Raw genomic sequence first — 22,520 nt, 5'->3', positions numbered from 1 at the left:
TGCCGGCGGCCGCGCGGCTGCCGCTGGTCGGGCGGCTGGTGCCGGACCGGACGGGCCTTGTCGGACGGGCGGGTCGTCGGCGGGCAGCTCGAATGCCTCTATCACGGCTGGTGCTTCGAGCCTTCGGGCCGCTGCAGCGCCATCCCGCAGCTGCTGCCCGAGCGCAGCTATCCGCCGCGCGCCGATGTCCGGGCCTTTCCGCTCGAGGTGGTGCAGGGCGTCGTCTGGATCTGGCCCGGCGACCCGGAGCGGGCCGATCCCGCGCTGGTGCCGCGTGCACCGGAACTGGAGGCGGCGGGCATCCACTGCGTCACCTTCCAGATCGACCTGCCCTATGACCAGGGCTACCTGATCGAGAATGCCATCGACATCGCCCATGTCCATGTCGCGCATCACGGGCTGCGCGGCGGCGGCCACCGCTCGATGGCCAAGCCGATCCTCTTCGAGACCGAGGACCACGGCGCGGCGGGCTTCGCCTCCGCCTTCCGCTCGGTCGGGGCCAGCCGCGCAGGCGCCGCGCCGGTGGAGCGCGCCGAGGTCGCCTTCGTTGCGCCGCAGATGCTGAGATACCGCACCCGCTACCGCGACGCCGCCCGGATTTCCGGGCTCGACCTGATCGCGGTGCCGCTGGGGCCCGGGCGCTGCCGCCTGCTCTACCGCAAGTTCTCCAATTTCAACCCGCCGCGGGAACGGCTGAAGCCGCGCTGGATGGAGCACCTGACCCAATGCGCCATCCTCGAACAGGACATGGCGCTGGTGATCGGCCAGCATGCCGAGACCGAGGCCTCCGGCCTGCCGCTGCGCACGCTCTGGATGCCGCTGAACACCTCGGACCCGACAGTGATCGCCTACCGCCGCTGGGCCGGGAGGCATGGCCGCCATATCCCCGGCCTGCGCGGCTATGACGAGGCCGCCGCAGCCCCGGCCCCGGCCGCGCAGGATTGCAGCCGTGCCGCGCTGCACCTGCCCAACTGCCCGAGCTCGGGGCGGGCTGCCGCGTCCGGGGGCAAGTTGCATCGCCCTGTGCCCGGCGGCGGCGGACCGGGGCCGCGGGCGGCACTGCCTGTGCCTGCCTGTCTTGCCGCTGCCTTCCGTCGGCGCAGACCAGCAGGATCAAGGGGGTGTCCGGCCGGGGACGGGACTCTGTCCTGCATCAGCGCCCTGCATCGACCGCCGCTCTTCCTGCCCCGGACAGGCAGGTTGCGTGGCCATGGCTGGACCGCATGCGTCTCCGTCCCGCGGCGGCAACAGCAGCACCCGCCGCCCGGCAGGTTTCCAGTCCCAGGTCTTGCATCGATGATGGCACGGAGGTGGCGGTCGATGGCCATGCAGTTCGTCTCCGGCGTCTGGTTTGCGCGGCGGCTCCCGCCGCGCGGGACACCGCGCACCGGTGCGCCGCGGCAGGTGCAGAGGGCGCCGCGCAGCTTTCGTCCTTCCGCCCCGGAGCCGCAGGAAAACTTTTCCGGGCAGGGCTGCGCGGCGATCCAGCTGCGTCCGATCTTGCCGGGCTGCCGGAGCGCTCCTTGCCATGGCGGGGGCGGGACAGGCCCGGGTGCCGGTTTCCGAGCCGTGACAGGGTCCATTTTTCGGACAGGGCCGTGCGGCGATCCTGCCGGAGTCTGAGAGAGCTGCGCTGGGTCGCGTGCCCATGGCCGGTCCGGACCCCGGCTTGGGGCCGCCCTCGATCCGCGGGGCAGGGGGCGATGGCGGGATATGACGCGGGAGTCCGGCCCCGCGATCTCTGCCTGAAACCGGGCTGGAAAGCCGGGCCGCCCGCATCGTGGTGGCGGAGCGCCCCGGCCTTGCATGGGCGCAGAAGGTCGATGAGCCGGCACGCGGGCCGGGCCGACGTCCAGCCGAAGGTGCCCGTCCGTCCTGGCCTGGAGATGGGATCGTCGGGGCGTGGATCGGGCATCTCCGCTTCGGGCAGCGGGCGGGGCGCCGGGATCGGTCCGTCGCGCAACGGCTCCGGCGCCTCGTTCAGGCCGGCGGGATGGAACCGCCCCTCGGTATAGCGCGCAATGTTCTCCGCGGTGGCGGCATAGGCGCGGCCGTTCGGCTGCAGCCCGGCGACCCAGCGCCAGCCCAGCGTGTTCGAGGCCGGATCGCCGTCGAGCAGGTGGCGCAGGAAGAAATCCGCGCCGAGCTGCCAGGGCAGGCCGAGCGTGAAGATCCAGATCGAGGCAAACCACATGCGGGCATGGTTGTGAAGGTAGCCGGTTTCGGCGAGCTCCCGCGCCCAGTGATCGAAGCAGCCGATGCCGCTCCGCCCGGCGCAGACGTCCTCCCAGAGCCTCCGCAGCCCGGCTTCGCTGCCGATCCGGTCCAGCCCCCGTGCAACGCCTGCCCGGTAGTCCGCCCAGATGGCGGGGCGCAGCTGCAGCCAGCCCTTCGACCAGCTCCGCCACATCACCTCCTGCACGAATTTGCCTGCGGCTTCGGCACCGTGGAAGGCGACTGCCTCGGAAATCACCTCTTTTTCGGTCAGGACGCGATGCCGCAGGTAGGGCGAGAGCCGCGAGACGTCCGGGTGGCCGCGCGCGCCGCGGTCAAAATTCCGGCACCGGGCATAGCAAATTCCGGCGCGCGGCACGAAATCTGACAGCCGGTCCAATGCGGCCTGGCGGAAGGGCGGAAAATCTGCGGTCATCGGCATGGCTCCTGCCGGAGCGAACTGGAGCCCGCAGCGGCGGCGTCAAGCCGGCCGGGCCGCAGTCACTCCGGCCGGGGCGGGGCGGGCGGCACCGGCGCGTCGAAGGTTCTCAGCGCATCGCGCCACAGATCCTCAAGATAGACGCGCAGTTGCGCAAAGCCCTCGGGGCGCACGCGCGGCTCGGCTCCTCGGTCACCCAGATCGAGAGGGCGCCGCGGCTCCTGAGCGGCGAGGACCCGGACGTGTCCGAGCTGGTCACCGCCGCGCTTCGGGCCGATGGCGTCCGGGTGCTGGCCGGGACCGCGGCCACCTGCTGCGGCGCCGATGCAGGGAAGTGGATCGAGGTCGGGTCCGGGGACGGCACCGAGCGCATTGCCTTCGACGAGATCATCGTGGCCGTCGGCCGCAGCGCCCGGCTCGAGGGCTTCGGGCTGGAGGAGCTGGGCATTCCGGCCGGCCGCACCATCGGGACCAATGACTATCTCGAGACCCGTTTTCCCAACATCCTGGCGGCGGGCGACGTCGCCGGTCCCTGGCAGTTCACCCATGCGGCGTCGCACCAGGCGTGGTTCGCCGCGGTCAACGCGCTCTTCGGCGGGCTGAAGCGGTTCAAGGCGGACTACAGGGTGATCCCCCGGGCCACCTTCACCAGTCCCGAGGTCGCGCGGGTCGGCCTGTCGGAGACCGAGGCCGCCGCGGAGGGCATCCCGCACGAGGTCACCCGCTACGATCTGGCGGAGCTGGACCGCGCCGTCACCGACGGCGCCAGGCAGGGCTTCGTCAAGGTGCTGACCGTGCCGGGCCGGGACCGCATCCTCGGGGCGGTGATCGCGGGCGAACATGCCGGCGAGCTGATTGCCGAATTCGCCACGGCAATGAAGCACGGGCTGGGCCTGAACAAGATCCTGGGCACCGTCCACATCTATCCGACCTGGACCGAGGCCAACAAGGCGGCCGCCGGAGCCTGGCGGCGCGGCCATGTCGATCCGCGGATCCTCGCGCTGCTCCGCCGCTTCCACCGCTGGAGGCTCGGATGATCGACGCGCGCCTGCTTCCCCTGCAGCGGGCCGCGCTGCAGCCCGCGGCGCGGTCCGGCCGTCGCCCGCGATCCCTGGCTGGCGCCGCATCTGTGCCTGCGCGGCCAGGGCGGGGACCTCGCCGTCCCCTGAAACATTCCGCGCGGATCGCGCACGCGCAGTCACCGTTCCGCGCCCGCGGCTGCGCGGCCGGTCCGCTTCGGCTATCCTCGGGACAGTTGCAATCCGCAGAGGGAGACCGGAGATGCTCCGTACCAGGCTACGCTCCGCCGCCGTGATCCTTGCCGCGCTGGCGGCTGCCTCCGCCGCAAGCGCCGGGCCGCAATATGTCGACGGGACCGGCTACGCGGTCTCCGGCTACGACGTGGTCGCCTATTTCGATCTCGACCAGGCGCCGCAGGGCCAGTCCCAGCCCGCCCCGGTGAAGGGCCGCGCCGCGATCACGGCGCGCCATAACGGCGCCGTCTTCGCCTTCGCCTCCGAGGCGAACCGCGACCGTTTCCTGGCCGATCCCGAGCGCTACGCGCCGCAATATGACGGCCATTGCGCCTATGGCGTCGCGCAGGGCGGCAAGGTGCCCGGCAATCCCGAGCTCTGGCGCATCGAGGACGGCAAGCTCTATCTCAACATCACCCGCCGCATCGCCCGCAAATGGGAGCGCGACATCCCCGGCTACCTGGCCGAAGCGTCCGAGCGCTGGGAGGGGCTCGACCCGCAGCCGGCCTCCGCCGATCCGATCCCTCGATTTGACTCGACTGCGCCGCTGACGGAATGAACCGGACTGCTATGCTCGGGTCTTGCGGGCGCAGCCGTCCCGCGGCCCGGAGGATCCGCCCGACATGACTGCCCTGCGCCTGATCGCGTCCTGCGCGCTGCTCCTCGGCCTCGCGCTGTCCCTTGCCCCGCCCGCCGCCGCCTGCGGCGCGGACACGCCCTGCCTTACCTCGACGGGGCGCTACCTGGTCCGGTTGCCGCTCGGCACCCGCCGCCAGATCGCCCGCCAGGCGGCGCGGGCGCTCAATCCCGGCGCCGAGAGCCTGGCCCTGCCCGACGGCGCGCCCTATGGCGCGGTGGTGGTCGACACCGGAAGCTGCACGCTCTGCCTGTCCTGCGTCTCGCTATGCCCCTCGGGCGCGCTCGGCGACAATCCCGACCTGCCGCAGCTGCGCTTCCAGGAGGATGCCTGCCTGCAATGCGGGCTCTGCGCCAATCTCTGCCCGGAGGACGCGATCAGCTATGCGCCGCGCATGCTGCTGACGCCCGAGGCGCTGGAACAGCGCGTCCTCAACGAGGAGGAGCCCTTCCCCTGCATCGAATGCGGCAAGCCCTTCGGCGTGAAATCCACCATCGAGCGGATCACCGAAAAGCTCTCCGCGCATTCCATGTTCGGCGGCGACAAGCTGCGCATGATCCAGATGTGCGACGATTGCCGGGTCAACGCGCAGTACCATTCCGACAGCAACCCCTTCGCCATGGGCGGGCCGCGGCGGCCGCGCACCACGGACGATTACCTCAGCAAGCGGCGCGATCACTGAGCGCAGGGAGAGATCCATGCGCGGCAGCGACCAGCGCGCCCCCGGCCGCGACGGCCGGACCAGCGAACAGGAGCAGAGCTTGCCAGCCAGCAGGGAGACGGTCCAGGCCGTCCTGAAGAGCATCGCCGACCCGGTCCAGGGCGGCGACATCATGTCGAGCGGCGTGGTCCGCGCGCTGAACGTCGACGGGCAGGGCGCGGTGCGCTTCGTCATGGAGATCCCGCCCTCGCAGGCGGCGGCCTACGGCGCGGCGAAGGCCGAGGCCGAGGCCGCGTTGAAGGCCGCCGAGGGCGTCTCGGCGGTCTCGATCGTGATGACCGGCCATGCCGACAAGGCGCCGCCGGATCTGCCGGTCCGGACCCGCCGGCGGCGGACGCGAAGACGGGGGAGGACCGGGCAAGGCGCGGCAGGTCAACGCCCGCTTCCCGCGCATGGCCCGCCACGATGTCTCCGGGCCGCCGTCCATCGGGCCCGGACCGATGGCGCGGAGAAGGCTCGACCTTCGACGAGTTCGGATACCTGCCGTTCAGCGCCACCGGCGGCGCCTTGTTGTCCCACCTTCTCGAGCCGAGCTCTGCGGGCGCACCAGCGTCGTCATCACGGCCAACCTCAGCATCAGCGAATGGGCGTTCGCCGACGGGCTCGAACCGTCGCCAGCGCCCGCTCGGACCGCTGGCAACCGCCTTCGCTGGCTCGCTGTCCGGCGATGGAAGGATGGCAACCGCGCTCCTCGGCCGTCTCGCCCGCCGCTGCCAGCGATGCCCGGACCGGTGGCGCATTCGCTGGCAACGCTCCGGACCATTCATGGATGGCTCCCGCGCGTCAGGGGCTTTTCGCGGCCATCTGGCATCCGGCCGGTTGCGGCCATTTGTTCGGCGTCTGTCTGCAGCACGGGGGCTGCGCGCCCCGATGAGCCGGACCGGTCAAGGGGATGGCGGTCGGAGCCCCGCTTGGCTGGCCCGGGAACCAATCATCGGCACGCGCTGGCACGGCGCTGTTCGGGGCATCCCGGCAGCTTGTCCGCGGATGGCCATTCTCCGGCCTTGCACCTCGCCATTTCGTCCGGCGGGCGCCATTGATGCGCCATCGGTCGGGACAGCAATGGCGACGGCCCGGCTACGCTCAAGCGGCGGGCGCCGCGCCGGTATCCGTGGCATTTCCCGGCAAAGCCCGGACGGTTCCCGCCATGCGGCTGGCCAGGGCGATCGCGGCCTGCGTCGCGGTCTTGCACTGCAGGAGGCGCCACAGCCAGCCGTCGCCCGGGGACCAGCTGGCGGCGGGGGCAACCGGCGCGCCGCCTAGCCTGCGGCGTGCATGAGCTGGCGGGCCTGCAGCAGGTTGGCCTGGCGGAATTCGCGCAGCCCGGTCACCTCGCGGCCGATCCAGTCGGGCCGGGCAAAGACGGCGTGCTCGGAGGCAAGCTCGATCTCGGCGAAGACCGTCCCGGCCAGCAGCCCGCGGAATTCGTCGACGAACCAGACATGTCCGGCATGGGCGACATGGTGGCGGGATTTCTCGATCGTGCCGCCGGGGCAGTAGCGCTCCAGCATGGCGGCGGCGTCGGCGGGCGGGATGTCGTATTCGAATTCGTCGCGGCTGATGCCTGTGCGCGGGCCCTTCACTGTCAGGGTCGCCCGCGCGTCGTAGAAGCGGACGCGGATCTTCCGGCCGTCATGGTCGGAGATCAGCCCGTCGCGCAGCGCCACCGTCTGCAGCACGGACCGCCGCCAGCCGTTTCCGGTGACCAGGAACTTGCGCTCGATTTCCGTCGCCATGCACTCACCATGAACCCCGTCCGGACGGCTGCCCGGAGCGCCTGCTGCCTGCAAGAGTTCGGCCCTGTCCGGCGAAATGTCAATGCGGGACGGATTGCCAATTGGTATCGGCAGCCCGCGCCCTTGCCCTCGCGGCGGCGCAGGGGCATCTGGAGGCGTGATAGCGAGTCCGGAGATGCCGCCAAGAAATGCCTGATCGTCCAGCCCGTCCACCAAGCCGGGCATGACCGGCTGCGCGCCGCGGGGATCGAGCCGGTGATCTGCCCCGATCCCTCGATGGACACCGTCGCGCGGATGCTGCCGGGGGTCGAGGCGGCGATCACCCGCGATGCGGGATTCTCCGCGGCGGCCTTCGCGGCGGCCGATGCGCTGCGCGTGGTGGCGGTGGCGGCCAGGAGCGCCGAGATGTTGGCGCCGCGCGAATGGCCCAGGAGGACGCAGCTGTCCCAGCCGAGCCGGTCGAGCAGGCCGGCAAGCTGCGGCAGGTCATCCCAGATATTGTAGGTCGCATGGGGCGAGCGGTGGCCGCTCAGCCCCTGGCCGCTCAGGTCCGGCGCGACGACATGGCAGCCGCCGAGCCGCGGGGCGAGTTCGGCGAAGCTCGCGGCGTGATCCATCCAGCCGTGCAGCGCCAGCACCGGGGTCCCGTCCTGGGGTCCCCAGGCGAGGCCTGCCAGAGGCAGTCCGTCGATTTCCCAGCTGCAATCCCGCGGCGGCGTCGTTGCGTCCATCTCCGGCCGTCCTCGGTCTCAGTGCCGATGCAGCAGGCAATCCCGTCTCGGGCTGCAGGTGTCAAGCGCTTGCCCGCGGGGGGCTTCGGGCGATGCGGCAGAGTCGGCGACCCGGAAGAGCACGCCGGACAAGGCGGCGCCGGTGGACGCCGCGGAAGCCGTGCGGCGCCGCGGCGATGGTGTTTCCGATCCTCCGAAGCGCCTGCCGCCGGGCCTGCGCTGCCGTCCGGCGGCAGGCGCGGACCGGTGGATCATGGCCGCCCCGCTCCGGCAGGACCCAAGTATCCGCACAGCCCCGATCGTTCCGCCCCTGACCTTCGGCGTGACGGTGCGGTCTCGAGCGAAGGCAGCCTCAGCCGCTGCCTTGGTCCTCCGCCTGGCTGTCCGGTTTTTTCGGGGAGGGAGCGGCGCAGAGGCGCCCGCCCTCCGCCTGGGCCCTGAATCCGCTCCCGGGCAAGAGCTCCCTCCGCAGGGTGCCGCTGGCCTGTCCGCCATGGCCGCTCCGGCGCAGCGCCATCGCGCCCGAGTGCAGGCCTCCGCCCGCATGCGCAACCGCCGTGCCTTCGAAGATCCGGGCGCCTTCCGCCTTCGCCTTGCGCGCGATGGCGAAGGTGGTCTGGTAGGGCTGGGCGAAGCCGTCCTCGAGGCAGGCCAGCCCGCCGGTGACATGATCCGCGACCGCGGGCAGATGGGCGCGCAGCGCATCGCGCTCCAGCACCACCTCATGCGCGAAGCCCATGCCGCGCAGCGTGGCGGCCCGCTTGCGCAACCCGTCGAGCTCGGCCTCGGTCTCGGCCACCTTGATCTGCGGCGCCACCTGGAAGCCGCAGTCATCCGCGACCAGGTCGGGCAGGCCGTACCAGATCTGCATCGAATGCTGCGAGATCGGCACCTCGGCCAGGTGCCGCCCGAGCCGCCGCACGCCGCCGGCATTCGAGCCCGAGGCATGGCGGGCGACCGTGTCCTTCTCGATCACGATCACGTCGAGCCCGCGCCGGGCTGCGAACATCGCCGCCGAGCAGCCATGGATGCCGCCGCCGACGATCATGAGGTCGGCGGCGTGCGCCGCGCCATGGGTCATGGCGCGAGGCTTTCCACCGGGGTGAACTCCGCCAGTTCCTCGAGCTTCAGCGGCTTCAGCGGCGGGCGGATGCGGAAATACCCGGTCTCGTCCATCGTGGTGCCGCGCCGTTCGGCGATCAGCGCCGCGACGACCAGCCCGCAGACCCGGCCCTGGCAGGGGCCCATGCCGGCGCGCAGGAAGGATTTCACCTGGTTCGGTCCCGGCGCGCCCAGATCGGCGGCCTTGCGGATCGCGCCCGCGGTGACCTCCTCGCAGCGGCAGACAGTGACAGTGTCGGCCGGGCGGAGGACCTCCTCCGCCGGGGCATAGAGCGCCTCGAGGAAGGGCCGGATCGCGGCATCGGCCTTCAGCGCGGCCTCCAGGCCCGAGGGCAACTGGGGACCGGTCCATGCCTTCACCTTCGGCACGCGGCTGACCAACGTGACCCGGGCGCTCGACCGCAAGGACCCGGATGCGGCGCTGGCCCGCGCAGGCGCCGAGGCGCAGGACTGGCAGGGCGGCACCCGGATCGGCGCGGCGCTGCACCGCTTCAACCGCGACTGGTCGCGCCGGGTGCTGGGGCAGGGGGCGGTGGTCCTGCTGATCACCGACGGGCTGGAGCGCGAGGACCCCGAGGGTCTGGCGGCGGAGGCGGAGCGGCTCAGGAAATCCTGCCGCCGGATCATCTGGCTGAACCCGCTGCTCAGGTTCGACGGGTTCGAGCCGAAGGCGGGCGGCATAAGGGCGCTCTTGCCGCAGGTCGACAGCTTCCACGCCTGCCATAATCTCGACAGCCTTGCCCAGCTCGCCGAGGCCCTGCGCCGCCCGGTCAGGTGAGCTGGCCCGAAATCAGGCCGTGCCAGTGCTCGAACAGCGACAGGTACCAGAGCATCGCCCTGCGCGCGGGCTCCCAGAGGGAGGCGGTGCCGTCGAAGATCGTCACGCCGGGCACCCAGAGCGCGGCATAGAGCATGGCGAGCCAAGAGAGCACCGCGCCGGTGACCAGAAGCGGCGCGCCGACCATCGCCCAGGGGTGATAGGCCGCGCGCCCGACTGCGCCCGGCAGCACTGGCGCGGCGAGGGGCAGCGGCAGAAAGAGCGTGGTCAGCAGGGCATGGACCAGGTGCAGCGCGGTCGGCAGGACGGTGGAGAAGACCATCGCAGGCATCCACCAGTAGCGCGCCGTCTCGCCGCTGCGGAAGGCCAGTGCCATGTCGGGGCCTTGTTGTACAAAGAAGCTTCTGGATTCACTTCGTGAATCCAATGTAGTAGCGGGCTGGCGGGCTGCCGCCCGAGACCGGGCGCAGCCTCGGTTTCGCCGAGGCGCGGCTGGCCGAAGGCGAGCGGATGGCAGCGCCCTTGGAATTCGATCTCGGCGAACGCGCCTGCGAGATCGCGCTGCGCGCCACCGCGGCGGGCGGGCTGGTCCTGGTGCAGACCGACATCACCGAACGCCGCGCCTATGAGGAGAACGAGCGCGCCGCCGACCAGCTGGTGCGCAAGGTCCTGGAATCCTGCCCGGCCAACATCATCATGTCGCGGGTCGGCGACGGCGAGATCATCTACCGCACGCCCGCCGCGACCGGGCTCCTGGGCACCGCGAAACGCACCCATGCGCATTTCGCCTCCCGCGCCGAGCGCGCCGATTTCGTCACCGCGCTGCTGCCCGAGGGCCGGGTCGACGCGATGGGCGTCACCGGCATCCGCGCCGACGGCACGCGGTTTCCCTGCCAGGTCTCGGCGCGGCTGATCCGCTACCGCGGCGAGGACGTGATCGTCTCCACCACCGTCGATGTCTCGCGCGAGGTAGAGCTGCGCCGCAAGCTCGCCGACCAGCGCGAGCAGATCTTCCAGGCCGAGAAGATGTCGGCGCTCGGCGAATTGCTGGCCGGGGTGGCGCATGAGCTGAACAATCCGCTGTCGGTCGTCGTGGGCCATGCGCTGATGCTGCGCGAGGAGGAGATCGGCGACGAGGCACTGCGCCGGGTCGGCAAGATCAGCGAGGCGGCCGAGCGCTGCACGCGGATCGTGAAGAGCTTCCTCGCCATGGCGCGCCAGCAGCCCGCGCAATTCGTGCCGGTAGACCTGGCCGAGACCGCCGAGACCGCGCTCGACGCGCTGGCCGGCAGCGCCGAGGGCATCGGCGCCGAGCTCGAGACCGAGATCGCCGCGCGGCGGCGGCGCGATCGGCCGCTAGACCAGCGCCACGCCGGCCTGGCGCATCGCCGCCAGCGCGGCCTCGACGGAGCCTTCCAGATCGATGCCGCGCGACGCGTCGAGCAGGACTTCGGCCTTGTAGCCCAGCCGCGCGGCATCCACCGCCGAAAAGTTGACGCAGAAATCCAGCGCCAGCCCGCAGAGCGCCACGCGCTCGATCCCGCGGCTCTGCAGGTAGCCGTGCAGCCCGGTCGGCGTCGACTGGTCGTTCTCGAAGAAGGCCGAATAGCTGTCGATGTCGGAGCGGAACCCCTTGCGCACGATCATCTGGGCCGGCGCGTCCAGCAGATCCGGGTGGAAGGCCGCGCCCTCGGTCCCCTGCACGCAATGGTCCGGCCAGAGCACCTGCGGGCCATAGGGCATGTCGACGGTCTCGAAGGGCGTCTTGCCGGGATGGCTGGAGGCGAAGGAGGAATGCCCGGCAGGATGCCAGTCCTGGCTGAAGACCACGGTCCGGTATTCGGCCATCAGCGCGTTGACCGGCGCCACCACCGCATCGCCATCCGGAACCGCGAGCGCGCCGCCCGGGCAGAAATCGTTCTGGACGTCGATCACGATCAGGGCGTCGGTGGCGGGGCGCATGGGCAGGTCTCCTTGAACTGCCCACATGGCTAAGGGGCCGGACAAGCCCCCGTCAATCCAAACCTCGCCGCGCTGCCGCGCTTCTCCGGCGCGGCGCAGAGCTAGGCCAACGGCCGGGGCGATGACTTCCCTGCGGGCGGCCGGACGGAACGCGAGCACTGCCCCGGCTCCCATTGCCGCTGCCGGAGGACGACCCGCTGCGGCCTCCGGGGATCTGCCCGATCCGCTTTCCGGGCGGGCGACACGCTTGCGCCGCTGCGATCCGGGCTGCGGCGGTCGAAGAGCGGCCCGCCGGCCAGCTCTTCGATCTGCCGCACGGTCTCGGACAGGGCCGAAGGCACGACGCCCAGCCGGTCGGCGGCGCGGGCGAAGCTGCCCTCGGTCCAGACCGCATGGACGGCGCGCAGCTGGCGCAGGCTGAAGTTCGTATTTTCCGAATCTGTCTTCATAACTTTCCGTTTCCATGAACTTTCGGAACCGGTCAATATGCGCGCGACCCGAAGGAGTGCCCCACGTGACCGCCGAAGACCCCGCTTTCCGCCAGACCCTGTCCCGCCTGCCTGCCGCCTTGAAGGATGCCGGGTTCCGGGGCGGGATCGAGCGCGACAGCGCGCTGCGCGCGGCCATGTCGACCGACAACTCGGTCTACCGCATCCTGCCCGACCTGATCCTCGCGCCGATGGACGCCGCCGATGTGGTGACGGCGATGTCCGTGCTGGAGACGCCGCCCTTCGACGCGATCCCGCTGACCGCGCGCGGCGGCGGCACCGGCACCAACGGGCAGAGCCTGAACCGCGGCGTGATCCTCGACATGCGGCGCCACATGCACCGGCTGATCGCGGTCGATCCGGAGGGGCAATGGGCCGACGTGGAACCGGGCATCGTGCTCGACGACCTGAACGCGCAGCTCAGGCCCCATGGCGTGTTCTTCGCGCCCGAGACCTCGACCTCGACCCGCTGCGTGGTCGGCGGCATGGTTTCGACCGATGCCTCCGGCAAGGGATCGCGCATCTACGGCAAGACCTCGGACAACCTGCTGGGCGTCGAGATCGCGCGCGGACAGGGGCTGCTCGACAGCCTCGCACCTGCGCCGGACTGGGCGCAGCCGATGCTCGCGGCCGCCGAAACCGCGGCCCGCGCCGGGCGCGATGCCTTCATGCTGGCCGTCTTCGCCGCGATGGCCGCGCTCGGCGGGATCGCGGCGCTCGGGCTCGACGAGGTGCAGTCCGGGCCGTGACCCCTTCCCCGGACCGCCGGGCCTGCGCTATGGGGATCGCATGATGGACATCACGACGCTCTTCCTGCTGCTCTCCTGGCCCGACATCCTCGCCGCCGGCTTCGCCGTGCTCTGCTGGGGGGCGGTCGGCTGGCATGTCGAACATCCGCGCCAGTCGCGCCCCTCGGTCAACCGGCTGATGCGCCAGTACCGCCGCGAATGGATGCTGAACAACATCGACCGCAGCCCGCGGGTGCATGACGCGACGCTCTTGGGCTCGCTCCGGGACGGCACCGCCTTCTTCGCCTCGGCCTGCCTCATCGCCATCGGCGGCGCGCTGGCGCTGATCGGCAATACCGACCGGCTCGACCGGGTCGCCGAAGAGCTGATGATGGGCCCGACCCCGTCGATCCTGTGGGAGGTCAAGATCCTGCTGCCGCTCTTGCTGATCACCAATGCCTTCATGAAGTTCGTCTGGTCGCACCGGGTCTTCGGCTATTGCTCGGTGATGATGGGGGCGATCCCGAACGAGGCCTCGAACCCCGAGGCGCGGCGCCGCGCGCTGATGGCGGCGGAGCTGAACATCGAGGCGGCGCGCAGCTACAACCGCGGCCTGCGCTCGGTCTATTTCGCGCTCGGCGCGCTCGGCTGGCTGATCGGGCCGGTGGCGCTGGTGCTGACCACCGTGGTGACCGGCGGGACGATCTGGTACCGCGAATTCGCCTCGTCCTCGCGGCGGCTTCTGATGGAGGGCAAGCTGCCCGAGGACAGCCTGCGCGAGATCGGCGAAAGCGCCGAGTAAGCCGCCCGGCCCCGGCGGGCCGCCGGCCGGGCATGGAGGCGGCGCGGGTCGCGGCCGAGCGCGGCCATGCGGTGACCGTCTTCGAGGCGGCCGACCAGCCCGGCGGCCAGATCCGGCTGACCGCGCTGCAGGAACGCCGCCGCGAGATGTCCTCGATCATCGCCTGGCGGTTCGACCAGTGCGAGCGCAAGGGCGTGCAGTTCCGCTTCAACACCTTCGCCGAGGCCGCGGACGTGCTGGAGACGCAGCCCGACGAGGTGATCATCGCCACCGGCGGGCTGCCGCATACCGAGGTGCTGAGCGGGGGCAACGAGCTGGTGGTCTCGGCCTGGGACATCGTCTCGGGCGACGTGAAGCCCGGGCAGACCGTGCTGGTCTATGACGATGCGGGCGACCATGCCGGGCTGCAGGCGGCGGACCTGATCTCGGCCGCGGGCGCGAAGGTGGAGATCGTGACGCCGGACCGGGCTTTCGCGCCCGAGGTGATGGCGATGAACCTGGTGCCCTACATGCGGGCGCTGCAGGCGCGCGACACCACCTTCACGGTGACCTGGCGGCTGCAATCGGTGGCGCGCGAGGGCAACCGGCTGAAGGCGGTTCTGGGCTCGGATTACGGCGATGTCACGCGGGAGCGGCTGGTCGACCAGGTGGTGGTGAACCACGGCACGCGGCCTCTGGACGAGCTGTATTTCGAGCTGAAGCCGCAATCGTCGAATCTGGGCCAGGTCGATTACGAGGCGCTGGCGACCGGCGGCACGCAGGCGCTTGCGCCGAACCCGGAGGGCGCGTTCCGCCTCTTCCGGATCGGCGACGCGGTTTCGGCGCGCAACACCCATGCGGCGATCTACGACGCGCTCAGGATCGCCCGCGGGCTCTGAGGCCGCGGCGGCGGCCCGGAGGCGCGATCCCGCTACTACATTGGATTCACAAAGTGAATCCTGCAGCATCTTTGTGAAACAAGGCCCCGCAGATGCGGGGCGGCATGGCCGCGCCGGACGATTTTTCCCCGGTTCCCGGACTGGGGCGGTATTCGCTGTGCGGCTACCATTGGCGCTCGTGTCGATCCCCGCCTGTTCCGGCGTGCCGGTTGCGGAAGATGGCGATGCACTCGAACGCGGCCAGAGCCGGGTGCGGCGGACCGGCCCGGTCTTCGGAAAGCCCAGGAAGATCTCCGTCGGCGCGTTCCGCGCCTTCGAACGCTCGCCCGGGCCAGCTTGGACTCGACGCAATCATCCTTTCCGATCATCGAGGCCGCGGCACGCGGCGGCCCCGGCGCAGCGGACGGATATCCGCCGCAAGTGCCTTTGAACCAATGGCGGAAAATCACGCGTTATTTCATGATCTTGGCCACCGCCTTCCGGGCCGCCCTGAGGCCCTGACCGCGAAGCTCGGCGGGAATGCGCGCGCCATCGCGTCGGCAGCCGACCTCGGAGATCGCACGAATCCGGGAAGACGGCCATCCCCAGCAGCCCGGCGCGCCGCGCTTTCCGGGCCGGCAGCGCGCCAGGCCCGGAACCGGCCCGTGCTCGCCGCAGGCCCCCAGCACAGGTGACGGATGGCCTGCATATGCGGCGGTCCGGCCAAGTTCATCCGCTGAGCGCGTCAGGATCTGATATCGTCAAGGGAGAGAAGCCAAAAACGTGGCAACATCACCCGTCAGGCAGACCTCGGGAGCCGCATGGCGTCGAAGGGGCCGAGCTGGTCGGGCATGCGCCTCGAGCGGCCGTTGAAGGTGCGCTCGCCGATATGCGCCGCGTGCGCCTGGATGCGCGCGAGCCGGCCGGTCGCCGTCGGCGGTGGCGAGATGGCCCAGGGCATGGGCGCGCTCGCCGCTTGCCGAGGCCTGCCAGCCGAAGGCTGTTGCGGCGACGCCGTCGGCCATGCTCTCGCCGCCGACGCTGGTGGATGACTTGCCGTCCGCTGCGGCGTCAGTTCCGATGGCGACGGCATCCTCTCCGGTCGCCATCGCGTTCATGCCGATCGCCACGGTCGTGTCGCTCGCGGACATCGCAGCGGCGGCGCCCGGGAAGGCCGGGGCCATGGTGCCGGTCATCGAAACGGGTTTGAAATCGCTGGACATGGTTCCTCCTTGGTCGGCCGCCATGTGCAGGCCGGGCATCCGGCAAGCTTCGGGCGGCTGTCCAAGGAAACGGACGCAATCCTCCGAACGGATGCAGGGAGGCGGAAAAAAATCGCCTCCCTGCAGTTGCGGGCCTCAGAAGGTCTGCTGGGCCAGGCCGACGCCGACGATCGGACCCGTCGGCAAGCCGGTCGGCGACCCGCCTTCGGGCTCGATCGTGATCTCGAAGAGCTGATCGGCAACCGGGCGCGGCAGGTCCGGTCCCGACAGATGCGACCGGATCGCGCTCTGCAGGATGCCCAGCGACACCGGCGGTCCGTCCGGGTCCGGCTTCGTCCAGACCTGCAGGACCTGCGCCCCGTCCGGCGCGACCGGGGCCAGCGGCGTCACCCGGACGGAGTCGTCGGCGAAGGCCTCGATCACCGCCACCGAGTTGCCCTCGGCATCGAGCAGGATCGCCATGACCGCAGGCTCCGGCGTCAGCACATCGGTGAAGAGCAGCGCGGCACAGCTCACGGCAGCCGCCAGGGCCAGTCCGGCAAGCCCCCGCCAGCGCCGCGCCTCCGGCGGCAGGCGAGCGGACCGGCCGGCCTGATCGGCGGCGGCGCAACAAGCCCGATGATGGCGGCCTTCGCCAATGCGCTGGCCGCCAATGCGCTCGATTTCGACGACGGGTTCGAGCACGAGGGCAAGGGGATGGGCCATCCCGGCGCCACCATCGTGGCCGCGGCGCTGGCGGCCGCGGCGAAGCGGCCTGTCGCGGGGCCGGAATTCCTCGATGCGCTGATCGCGGCGACCGAGGTCAACAACCGGCTGATCCTGTCGATCCAGCCCTCGGCGGAGCGGTTCCGCGAGGTCTACGGCATCGGCCAGCACCAGGCGGTCGGCGCGGCGGTGGCCTATGGGCGGCTCTGCGGTCTCGACGCGGCGGGGATGGAGAATGCCATCGGGCTGGCGGCGACGCTGGTGCCGGTGCCGAGCCTGCACAAATACAACTGGACCGCGCGGCCGATCGCCAGCTTCAAGGATTTCGTCGCCCCTGCCGCACAGGCCGGCGTGCAGGCGGTGGAGCTGTCGCAGGCGGGCTTCGCCGGCGCGGCAGGCGTTCTCGACGGACCCCAGGGCTTCTGGCGGATGGCCGGGTCGGACCAGTTCGATGCCGGGCTGCTGACCGAAGGGCTGGGCGAAAAGTGGTATGCCGGACAGGGTGCGTTCAAGACCTATCCGGCCTGCCGCTGGATCGCGCCCGCGCTGGAAGCGGCCGCAGCCGTGCTGGAGGGCGTGGCACCGGACGAGGTGGAGCGGCTGACCATCCGCTCCTTCGCCGATGTGGCCGCCAAGATGGGGGTCTGCGATCCGGCGAACGCGGTCGACGCGCAGTTCGCCCTGCCGCACCTGATCGCCTGCCTGGCCCATGGGCTGCCCGCGGGACCGGCCTGGATGGACGCGGGGTCGCCAGCCAGGGCGTCCTGCGGAAGATCGGTCTCCGCAAGCGCCGCCGGGCCGGGCCGCGCCGAGCGGAACATGGCGCCGTCGGCCTCGCCGGAGGCCGTTGCTTCGGCGTCATCGGGTCCGGTGTCTGCTGCCAGCTCCATGGCGGCAGCATCCGCTCCGGCGCCGGACAGGGGACCGGCCGGCGTGTCCATGTCCGTTCCGGCGATATCCGCTGTGCCGTCCTCGTCCCGGGGCTCGTCTCCGGCCTTGGCCAGAGCATCGGCTTCGTCGCCTTCCGGCGCCTCGGCGGCTTGCGGCGCGGCCCGGGAGAAGGAAATCGCCCAGGGAGCGTGCTCTCCGATCTCCTCCGGCTCGGCCGCCGCCTCGTCGCCATCCGGCAGTCCGGCTGCCGTGGCGCCATGCAGGGCCGGGTCTTCGCCGTCCACCGGATCGGTTGCGGTCAGTGCTTCCGGCATCTTTTCCGTTTCTTGCGCCGCAGCCGACGTGGACGTGGCGTCCGGATCCGCAGAGCCCTCTTCGGTTCCGCCGAAGGGCAGCGGCGCAGCGTCGCCGGCGGACTGGTCCGCAGAGCCGTCGACATGCAAATCAAGGGACAGCTCCGGTTCCGGCATGTCTTCGGCGACGGCCTCCGGCTCGGCGCTGTCATCAAGGAAGGCAGGCCAGCTATCCGCGGCTTCGGGGGCGGCGGAGACCCCGTCCTCGTCGGGCCCATGCTCGGGGGTGCCGCTGGCGGCGAAGGAGAGCGGCCAGTCGCTTGCGCTGTCGTCCTGCTCCACGCCCTGCGTGTCTGCAGCGGGACCGCCGTCGTCGGGGTCCGGGAACGCGGCGGGCCAAGCGCTGCCTGCGGCGTCAGGGCTGCCGGCGGTCCAGCCGGCGCGCCTCGGCGGCGGCCCCGGCCTCGTGATCGGCGCCGAAGCGGGCCTGCAGCCCGTGGAGATGCGCGACATGCGCCTCGAAGGCCGCGTCGGTGAAGCCGCGCTTGCCCGCCCAATAGGCCTTCAGCTTGGAGAGGTCGCGGAACTGCCGCTGGCCGGGCGTGTGGTCCATCAGGCTGAGGATGCCGATCCGGTCGCCGGGGCCGAATTCGGCCAGCTCCGCGAGCAGCGTCTCGGAGCAGATCTCGGCGCGCAGATGCACGAAATGCGAGACCCGGAAGGCGCCGAGGCGGCGCAGCTCGGCCAGCTCGTCGGCCACGCCGCGGGCATATTTGCCGTAGCCCTGGTCCTGCGAGGTGATCGAGCCGACGCGCAGCGCGTCGAAGACCGTGGTGATCCCGGCCGAGGCCAGCTCGCCGTCATGCGCCAGGAGCGCCGGGCGGTGCGGCCAGGCGACCTCGGGGCGGGGTTCGATATGGCGTTCGAGATTGTCGGTATGCAGTTCGACGAGCCCGGGCATCAGCAGGTCGCTGCCGCAATCGACGGCGCCTGCGGGCAGCCCCGCGCCGAAGCCGATCCCGGCAATCTGCCCGTCCTCGACCGCGATCCAGCCGGGCTCCACCCGGTCGGGCAGCACCAGCCTGGCATTGCCGAGGCAGAAGCTGGCGGAAACCGCAGGATGCGGCAGGGCGGAGGCAACGAGCTGGTCCATGGCAGGGGTCCTTCGGGGGAGGCTGGACGGGAAGGGTCAGGCGGGGATGGCGGCAAGCAGCGCCAGGGCGCGCGCCGCGGTGTCTTCGAGCGGCCCGTCATTTTCGACCGTGACGGCGCCGATGCCGGGCGGCAGCGGGGCAGCGGGGCTCGGCGCGCCGCCGGGCTGCGCGGTGCATGACGCGCGCGGCGCGCTCTGCCTGCCGGGGCTGGTGAACTCGCACAACCATTCGCCGCTGATGGCGGTGCGCGGCATGGTCGAGGACCGCGGCTTTGCCCCGGCGTACATTCCCGGGGTGCCGCAGGGGCACTGGCTGTCGGAAGAGGAGACTCTGGCGCTGGCGCGACTTGGCGTGATGGAGATGCTCTGCGCCGGGGCGACGACCATCGTCGACTACTACCGCTGCCCCGGGGCGCTGGCGCAGGCGGCGGAGGAATTCGGCCTGCGCGCCATGGTCGGCGGCCGTGTGATGGACATGGACAGCGCCGCGCTGGCCGAGGGGCGTTTCGTCGAGGACCGGCGCCTGGGCGAGGCGACGCTGGGCGCGGCGCTCGAAACGGTGGCGCGCTGGGACGGACGGGGCCGGATCTCGGCCATCCTGGCGCCGCATGCGCCCGACAGCTGTTCGCGCCGGATCTTCGCCGAGATGCGCGACCTGGCTGCGGCGACAGGGCGGCAGATCCACACCCATCTGAGCCAGTCGCCGATGGAGGTGGCGCAGCTCCGGGCACGCGAGGGCATGACGCCGACCGAATTCCTCGACGATCTCGGGCTGCTCGGGCCCGGCCTGATCGCGGCGCATTGCATCTTCATGTCCGGCAGCGACATCGCCCGGTTCGGCCGGTCGGGCGCGGTGGTGGCGCATGCGCCGATCGGCAATGCGTCCTTCGGCGCCGCCGCGCCGGTGAAGGCGCTGCAGGAGGCGGGGGCGGCAGTCACGCTGTGCACCGACACCAAATCGGCGGACATGTTCGAGGCGATGCGCATGGCGCTGGCGGCGGCGCGCTCGGGGCAGGGCTGTCCTTCGGCAGCGCGGCCAGCACTGCGAGGGCGAGCACGGCGAGCGCGCCGCCGCCGATCAGGCGGGGCAGGTTGGCAGGGCGGGGCAGGCGGGAGGCTTCTGCGGCATGGGCCATGGGGGTCTCCTTTGTTCTGGCTTGCGCCTTAGATGGAGAGTTCTGCGCCATATTGGAAATGAATGTTTATGGTTCATGGCATCACGAACACTGATGGCGGTGGCCGGCAAAATTCCCTCGCATCCCTGCGGGAGCTTTGCTAAACGATCCGGCACGCGGGTGTGGCGAAATTGGTAGACGCACCAGATTTAGGTTCTGGCGCCTTTGGCGTGGGGGTTCGAGTCCCTTCACCCGCACCATCTTGAAATCGATGATCATTTTCTGAGGTCTCCGTTTTTGGACGCTCCGAAACTGGAACAGTTTCGCAATCTTTTTCGCACTTTCCCGGTTTGTCTTTGTTTCGTTCCCGCTTCTGCTGAGCCCGTTTCGACGCCTTTTTCTGATCCGCGCCCGAGGCATATTTCTGTGCCATCTCAAGGGTTTTGTGCCCCGTGACCGCCTGAATATCGCGGATATCGACTCCCGCATCCGCCAATTCCTTGGCCGCCGTGTAGCGCCATCCGTGCGGCACCAACCGGTCATCCCCATCCTTGACGCCAATCGCTTCGCGCACGTCCTCTACGACCTTCTGCACCTGCCGCTTGCCAAGTGGTTCAGTCGCATTCTTGGCAAGAATGTGGTCCCCGCGTCGAGGAAGCCCCGCGAGATATGCCTGCAACCGTGCCGGGCAATAGACCTCTATTTTCATGTTGGTTTGAGGTGGTCGCCGAAATCCGGACACGCTGCCAAGCGGCCTTCCCGATCAACTACCCGGCCGCCGATGCCACCCGGCAGGCGCTGGCCGAGACCGCGGCGGAGCTGCTGCGGCCGCTCGGCATCGAGGCCACCCCGGTCGGCGGCAGCTGGGACGCGATCCGCCGGGTGATGCATTCGGAACCGGCGGTCTTCGGCTTCGGCAGCCATTCGCCCTACCAGCTCTACGGCATCTACGCCTCCGAACTGGCCGGGCAGGGCTATTCCAACCCGTCCTTCTACGCCAATCCCGAGGTCGACGCGCTGTTTGCCGAGGCCCAGGCGGCGGAAAGCCTCGAGGCCTCCTTCCCCTTCTGGTCGGCAGCGGCCGAGCATTACGGGCTGCATGGCGACAATGCCTGGACCTGGCTCGTCAATCTCGACCATGTCTATTTCGCCGATGCCTGCCTCGATCTCGGCCGGACCCAGATCGAGCCGCATGGCCATGGCTGGCCGGTCACCGCGACCATCGCCGACTGGCGCTGGACCTGCGAGTAAGTGCCTCTCCTGCGCATTCTCGCCCGGCAGGCGGCGCTGCTGGCCTGCGTCGCGCTGGCGGTGTTCCTCCTGATGAAGGCCTCGCCGGTCGATCCGGTGGACGCCTATCTGGGGCCGGCCGTCGCCCGCGTCGGTCCCGAGCAGAAGGCCCGGATCGAGGCCGCCTGGGGGCTGGACCGGCCGGTCCATGCGCAGTTTCTCGGCTGGGCCGGCAACCTGCTGTCGGGCGATCTGGGCTACAGCACCTCCTACAACGCGCCGGTGGCCGAGGTGATGCGCGACCGGATCGGCGCCTCGCTGGCGCTGACCGGCTCGGCCTGGCTGCTTTCCGGCCTGCTCGGCTTTGCGCTCGCCCGATGCCGCGGCCCGCATCAAGGCCCTCAATCCGGTTGCCGTCCATGACGCCCCCGATGCCGCCGCGGCGCTGCCGCTCCTGCGCCAGCTGCTGGCGGAGGCGCGGATGGGCACGCATCTCTACATCGCACGAGATCGGTGAAGAACTGCCAGGCCACCCGGCCCGAGCGCGAGCCCCGCGTCGCCTGCCATTCGATCGCCTCGGCGCGCAGCTCATCGGCGCCGATTTCCAGCCCGTAGGCGTCGCAATAGCCGCGGATCATCGCGAGGTAGTCATCCTGCGAGCAGGGATGGAAGCCGAGCCACAGACCGAACCGGTCCGACAGCGACACCTTTTCCTCGACCGCCTCGGCCGGGTTGATCGCCGAGCTGCGCTCGTTTTCGATCATGTCGCGCGGCATCAGGTGGCGGCGGTTCGACGTTGCATAGAGAATTACGTTGTCGGGACGGCCCTCGATGCCGCCGTCGAGAACCGCCTTGAGCGACTTGTAGTGCTCGTCGTCATGGCTGAAGCTCAGATCGTCGCAGAACAGCACCACCCGCNGTGTCGGTCTCGCGCAGGATGTGCAGGAGCCGTCCGATCGACGGCAGGTCCTCGCGCTGGATTTCCACCAGCTTCACCGCATGGCCCTCGGCCAGGACCGCGCCGTGCACGGCCTTGACCAGCGAGGATTTCCCCATGCCGCGCGCGCCCCAGAGCAGCGCGTTGTTGGCCGGGAATCCCCTGGCGAATTGCAGCGTGTTGGCCAGCAGCGTGTCGCGCGAGCGCTCGATGCCGACCAGAAGCGGCAGCTCCACGCGGTTGACCCTGGCCACCGGCGCCAGCCGGTCCGGCGCGGTCTGCCAGACGAAGGCATCGGCCGCGTCGAAATTCGGAACCGAGCCGGGCGGCGGGCTGATCCGCTCCAGCGCCTCGGCAATCCNTCAGCATCGGGTCGGTCTCAAACGCCGTGTCCATCGGCNTTCCTCGTCCCAGAGTNCCCTCTTCCTTCAGCTTCTTCTCGCGTTCGCGGTCGACGCGGGCGACAAGGAAGATGGAGATTTCGTAGAGCGCATACACGACGGTG

General features: G+C 70.6%; 19 protein-coding genes, 1 tRNA gene and 9 pseudogenes. 15 read left to right on the top strand and 14 right to left on the bottom strand.

Annotation, left to right across the window (positions count from 1 at the left end; genetic code table 11):
* The first annotated feature begins 57 nt into the window (after positions 1 to 57).
* A complete protein-coding gene (locus C7T91_RS12425; protein ID WP_108259523.1) occupies positions 58 to 1,623 on the top strand; it encodes a Rieske 2Fe-2S domain-containing protein in 1,566 nt (521 codons plus the stop codon).
* Positions 1,624 to 2,050: 427 nt separating this feature from the next.
* Here C7T91_RS12425 and C7T91_RS35565 read toward each other — a convergent pair.
* Positions 2,051 to 2,650, bottom strand: a pseudogene (locus C7T91_RS35565) (FAD-binding domain-containing protein); the annotation flags it as partial.
* A 152-nt stretch (positions 2,651 to 2,802) separates the two neighbouring features.
* On the opposite strand from C7T91_RS35565, the gene C7T91_RS12415 reads away from it, so the two are divergent.
* From C7T91_RS12415 to C7T91_RS35560, 4 genes and pseudogenes are all read left to right on the top strand, one after another.
* Positions 2,803 to 3,690: a dihydrolipoyl dehydrogenase family protein gene (locus tag C7T91_RS12415; protein ID WP_236638198.1), complete on the top strand. Its 888-nt coding sequence runs from the start codon at positions 2,803 to 2,805 to the stop codon at positions 3,688 to 3,690.
* A 244-nt stretch (positions 3,691 to 3,934) separates the two neighbouring features.
* The gene (locus tag C7T91_RS12410; RefSeq protein ID WP_108259521.1) at positions 3,935 to 4,465 is read left to right on the top strand and encodes a YHS domain-containing (seleno)protein; all 531 of its coding nucleotides are present in this window, start codon (positions 3,935 to 3,937) and stop codon (positions 4,463 to 4,465) included.
* A gap of 196 nt (positions 4,466 to 4,661) precedes the next feature.
* Positions 4,662 to 5,225 (top strand): annotated as a pseudogene (locus C7T91_RS12405) (4Fe-4S binding protein); the annotation flags it as partial.
* 16 nt (positions 5,226 to 5,241) lie between these two features.
* Positions 5,242 to 6,138, top strand: coding sequence for an iron-sulfur cluster assembly protein (locus tag C7T91_RS35560; protein WP_236638197.1), 897 nt, complete (start codon positions 5,242 to 5,244; stop codon positions 6,136 to 6,138).
* Between the two features lie 385 nt (positions 6,139 to 6,523).
* Here the strand turns inward: C7T91_RS35560 and C7T91_RS12395 are convergent, their stop codons facing one another.
* The 4 genes from C7T91_RS12395 to C7T91_RS35550 form a co-directional block, all read right to left on the bottom strand.
* On the bottom strand, positions 6,524 to 6,943 hold the full coding sequence (locus C7T91_RS12395; RefSeq protein ID WP_236638196.1) for a CYTH domain-containing protein: 420 nt from the start codon (positions 6,941 to 6,943) through the stop codon (positions 6,524 to 6,526).
* Positions 6,910 to 7,731 (bottom strand): alpha/beta fold hydrolase, encoded by an 822-nt coding sequence (locus C7T91_RS35555; RefSeq protein WP_236638195.1) that lies wholly within the window; start codon positions 7,729 to 7,731, stop codon positions 6,910 to 6,912. The genes C7T91_RS12395 and C7T91_RS35555 overlap by 34 nt, the downstream gene beginning before the upstream one ends.
* A gap of 352 nt (positions 7,732 to 8,083) precedes the next feature.
* The gene (locus C7T91_RS12380; RefSeq protein WP_108259519.1) at positions 8,084 to 8,812 is read right to left on the bottom strand and encodes an NAD(P)/FAD-dependent oxidoreductase; all 729 of its coding nucleotides are present in this window, start codon (positions 8,810 to 8,812) and stop codon (positions 8,084 to 8,086) included.
* On the bottom strand, positions 8,809 to 9,213 hold the full coding sequence (locus C7T91_RS35550; protein ID WP_330848839.1) for a (2Fe-2S)-binding protein: 405 nt from the start codon (positions 9,211 to 9,213) through the stop codon (positions 8,809 to 8,811). The genes C7T91_RS12380 and C7T91_RS35550 overlap by 4 nt, the downstream gene beginning before the upstream one ends.
* Between C7T91_RS35550 and C7T91_RS35545 the strand changes: the two are divergent.
* Positions 9,191 to 9,631: pseudogene (locus tag C7T91_RS35545) on the top strand (VWA domain-containing protein); the annotation flags it as partial. The gene C7T91_RS35550 and the pseudogene C7T91_RS35545 sit on opposite strands and share 23 nt — an antisense overlap.
* Here the strand turns inward: C7T91_RS35545 and C7T91_RS12370 are convergent.
* On the bottom strand, positions 9,624 to 10,007 hold the full coding sequence (locus tag C7T91_RS12370) for a hypothetical protein (protein WP_108259517.1): 384 nt from the start codon (positions 10,005 to 10,007) through the stop codon (positions 9,624 to 9,626). The pseudogene C7T91_RS35545 and the gene C7T91_RS12370 overlap by 8 nt on opposite strands.
* A gap of 134 nt (positions 10,008 to 10,141) precedes the next feature.
* On the opposite strand from C7T91_RS12370, the pseudogene C7T91_RS38480 reads away from it, so the two are divergent.
* Positions 10,142 to 10,843: pseudogene (locus C7T91_RS38480) on the top strand (histidine kinase dimerization/phospho-acceptor domain-containing protein); the annotation flags it as partial.
* Between the two features lie 144 nt (positions 10,844 to 10,987).
* Here the strand turns inward: C7T91_RS38480 and pncA are convergent.
* Together pncA and C7T91_RS35535 are read right to left on the bottom strand one after the other, a co-directional pair.
* Positions 10,988 to 11,593, bottom strand: coding sequence for a bifunctional nicotinamidase/pyrazinamidase (gene pncA / locus C7T91_RS12360; protein ID WP_108259566.1), 606 nt, complete (start codon positions 11,591 to 11,593; stop codon positions 10,988 to 10,990).
* A gap of 101 nt (positions 11,594 to 11,694) precedes the next feature.
* Positions 11,695 to 12,042, bottom strand: coding sequence for a helix-turn-helix domain-containing protein (locus C7T91_RS35535; protein WP_236638194.1), 348 nt, complete (start codon positions 12,040 to 12,042; stop codon positions 11,695 to 11,697).
* Positions 12,043 to 12,107: 65 nt separating this feature from the next.
* On the opposite strand from C7T91_RS35535, the gene C7T91_RS12350 reads away from it, so the two are divergent.
* The 3 genes and pseudogenes from C7T91_RS12350 to C7T91_RS12340 form a co-directional block, all read left to right on the top strand.
* The gene (locus C7T91_RS12350) at positions 12,108 to 12,830 is read left to right on the top strand and encodes an FAD-binding oxidoreductase (RefSeq protein WP_236638193.1); all 723 of its coding nucleotides are present in this window, start codon (positions 12,108 to 12,110) and stop codon (positions 12,828 to 12,830) included.
* A gap of 40 nt (positions 12,831 to 12,870) precedes the next feature.
* A complete protein-coding gene (locus tag C7T91_RS12345; RefSeq protein ID WP_108259516.1) occupies positions 12,871 to 13,611 on the top strand; it encodes a DUF599 domain-containing protein in 741 nt (246 codons plus the stop codon).
* Positions 13,612 to 13,613: 2 nt separating this feature from the next.
* A pseudogene (locus tag C7T91_RS12340) lies at positions 13,614 to 14,489 on the top strand (N-methylproline demethylase); the annotation flags it as partial.
* A 740-nt stretch (positions 14,490 to 15,229) separates the two neighbouring features.
* Here C7T91_RS12340 and C7T91_RS12335 read toward each other — a convergent pair.
* Together C7T91_RS12335 and C7T91_RS35530 are read right to left on the bottom strand one after the other, a co-directional pair.
* Positions 15,230 to 15,691 (bottom strand): hypothetical protein, encoded by a 462-nt coding sequence (locus C7T91_RS12335; protein ID WP_201742087.1) that lies wholly within the window; start codon positions 15,689 to 15,691, stop codon positions 15,230 to 15,232.
* Positions 15,692 to 15,826: 135 nt separating this feature from the next.
* On the bottom strand, positions 15,827 to 16,396 hold the full coding sequence (locus tag C7T91_RS35530; protein WP_236638206.1) for an anti-sigma factor: 570 nt from the start codon (positions 16,394 to 16,396) through the stop codon (positions 15,827 to 15,829).
* Here C7T91_RS35530 and C7T91_RS39440 point away from each other — a divergent pair.
* Positions 16,310 to 16,777 (top strand): annotated as a pseudogene (locus C7T91_RS39440) (MmgE/PrpD family protein); the annotation flags it as partial. The gene C7T91_RS35530 and the pseudogene C7T91_RS39440 overlap by 87 nt on opposite strands.
* A 134-nt stretch (positions 16,778 to 16,911) precedes the next feature.
* Here C7T91_RS39440 and C7T91_RS35525 read toward each other — a convergent pair.
* Positions 16,912 to 17,757, bottom strand: a complete 846-nt coding sequence (locus C7T91_RS35525) for a hypothetical protein (RefSeq protein WP_236638192.1) — start codon at positions 17,755 to 17,757, stop codon at positions 16,912 to 16,914.
* A gap of 256 nt (positions 17,758 to 18,013) precedes the next feature.
* Positions 18,014 to 18,733: pseudogene (locus C7T91_RS12325) on the bottom strand (alpha-D-ribose 1-methylphosphonate 5-triphosphate diphosphatase); the annotation flags it as partial.
* Between the two features lie 46 nt (positions 18,734 to 18,779).
* Between C7T91_RS12325 and C7T91_RS12320 the strand changes: the two are divergent.
* The gene (locus C7T91_RS12320) at positions 18,780 to 19,901 is read left to right on the top strand and encodes an amidohydrolase family protein (protein ID WP_108259513.1); all 1,122 of its coding nucleotides are present in this window, start codon (positions 18,780 to 18,782) and stop codon (positions 19,899 to 19,901) included.
* Positions 19,902 to 20,024: 123 nt separating this feature from the next.
* A tRNA-Leu gene (locus C7T91_RS12315) sits at positions 20,025 to 20,108 on the top strand.
* A 155-nt stretch (positions 20,109 to 20,263) separates the two neighbouring features.
* On the opposite strand, the pseudogene C7T91_RS12310 reads toward C7T91_RS12315, so the two are convergent.
* Positions 20,264 to 20,557: pseudogene (locus C7T91_RS12310) on the bottom strand (tyrosine-type recombinase/integrase); the annotation flags it as partial.
* Positions 20,558 to 20,568: 11 nt separating this feature from the next.
* Here C7T91_RS12310 and C7T91_RS12305 point away from each other — a divergent pair.
* Both C7T91_RS12305 and C7T91_RS12300 read left to right on the top strand, forming a co-directional pair.
* Complete coding sequence (locus tag C7T91_RS12305; RefSeq protein ID WP_201742086.1) at positions 20,569 to 21,099, top strand: periplasmic substrate-binding domain-containing protein; 531 nt, start codon at positions 20,569 to 20,571, stop codon at positions 21,097 to 21,099.
* A complete protein-coding gene (locus C7T91_RS12300; RefSeq protein ID WP_108259512.1) occupies positions 21,100 to 21,501 on the top strand; it encodes an ABC transporter permease family protein in 402 nt (133 codons plus the stop codon).
* Here the strand turns inward: C7T91_RS12300 and C7T91_RS12295 are convergent.
* A pseudogene (locus C7T91_RS12295) lies at positions 21,480 to 22,374 on the bottom strand (ATP-binding protein). The gene C7T91_RS12300 and the pseudogene C7T91_RS12295 overlap by 22 nt on opposite strands.
* Positions 22,375 to 22,520: the final 146 nt, after the last annotated feature.

The organism is Mangrovicoccus ximenensis (genome assembly GCF_003056725.1).
Lineage (GTDB): Bacteria > Pseudomonadota > Alphaproteobacteria > Rhodobacterales > Rhodobacteraceae > Mangrovicoccus > Mangrovicoccus ximenensis.
The sequence above is the reverse complement of the archived record's forward strand: the minus strand, read 5'-3'. Positions and strand labels throughout refer to the sequence as shown.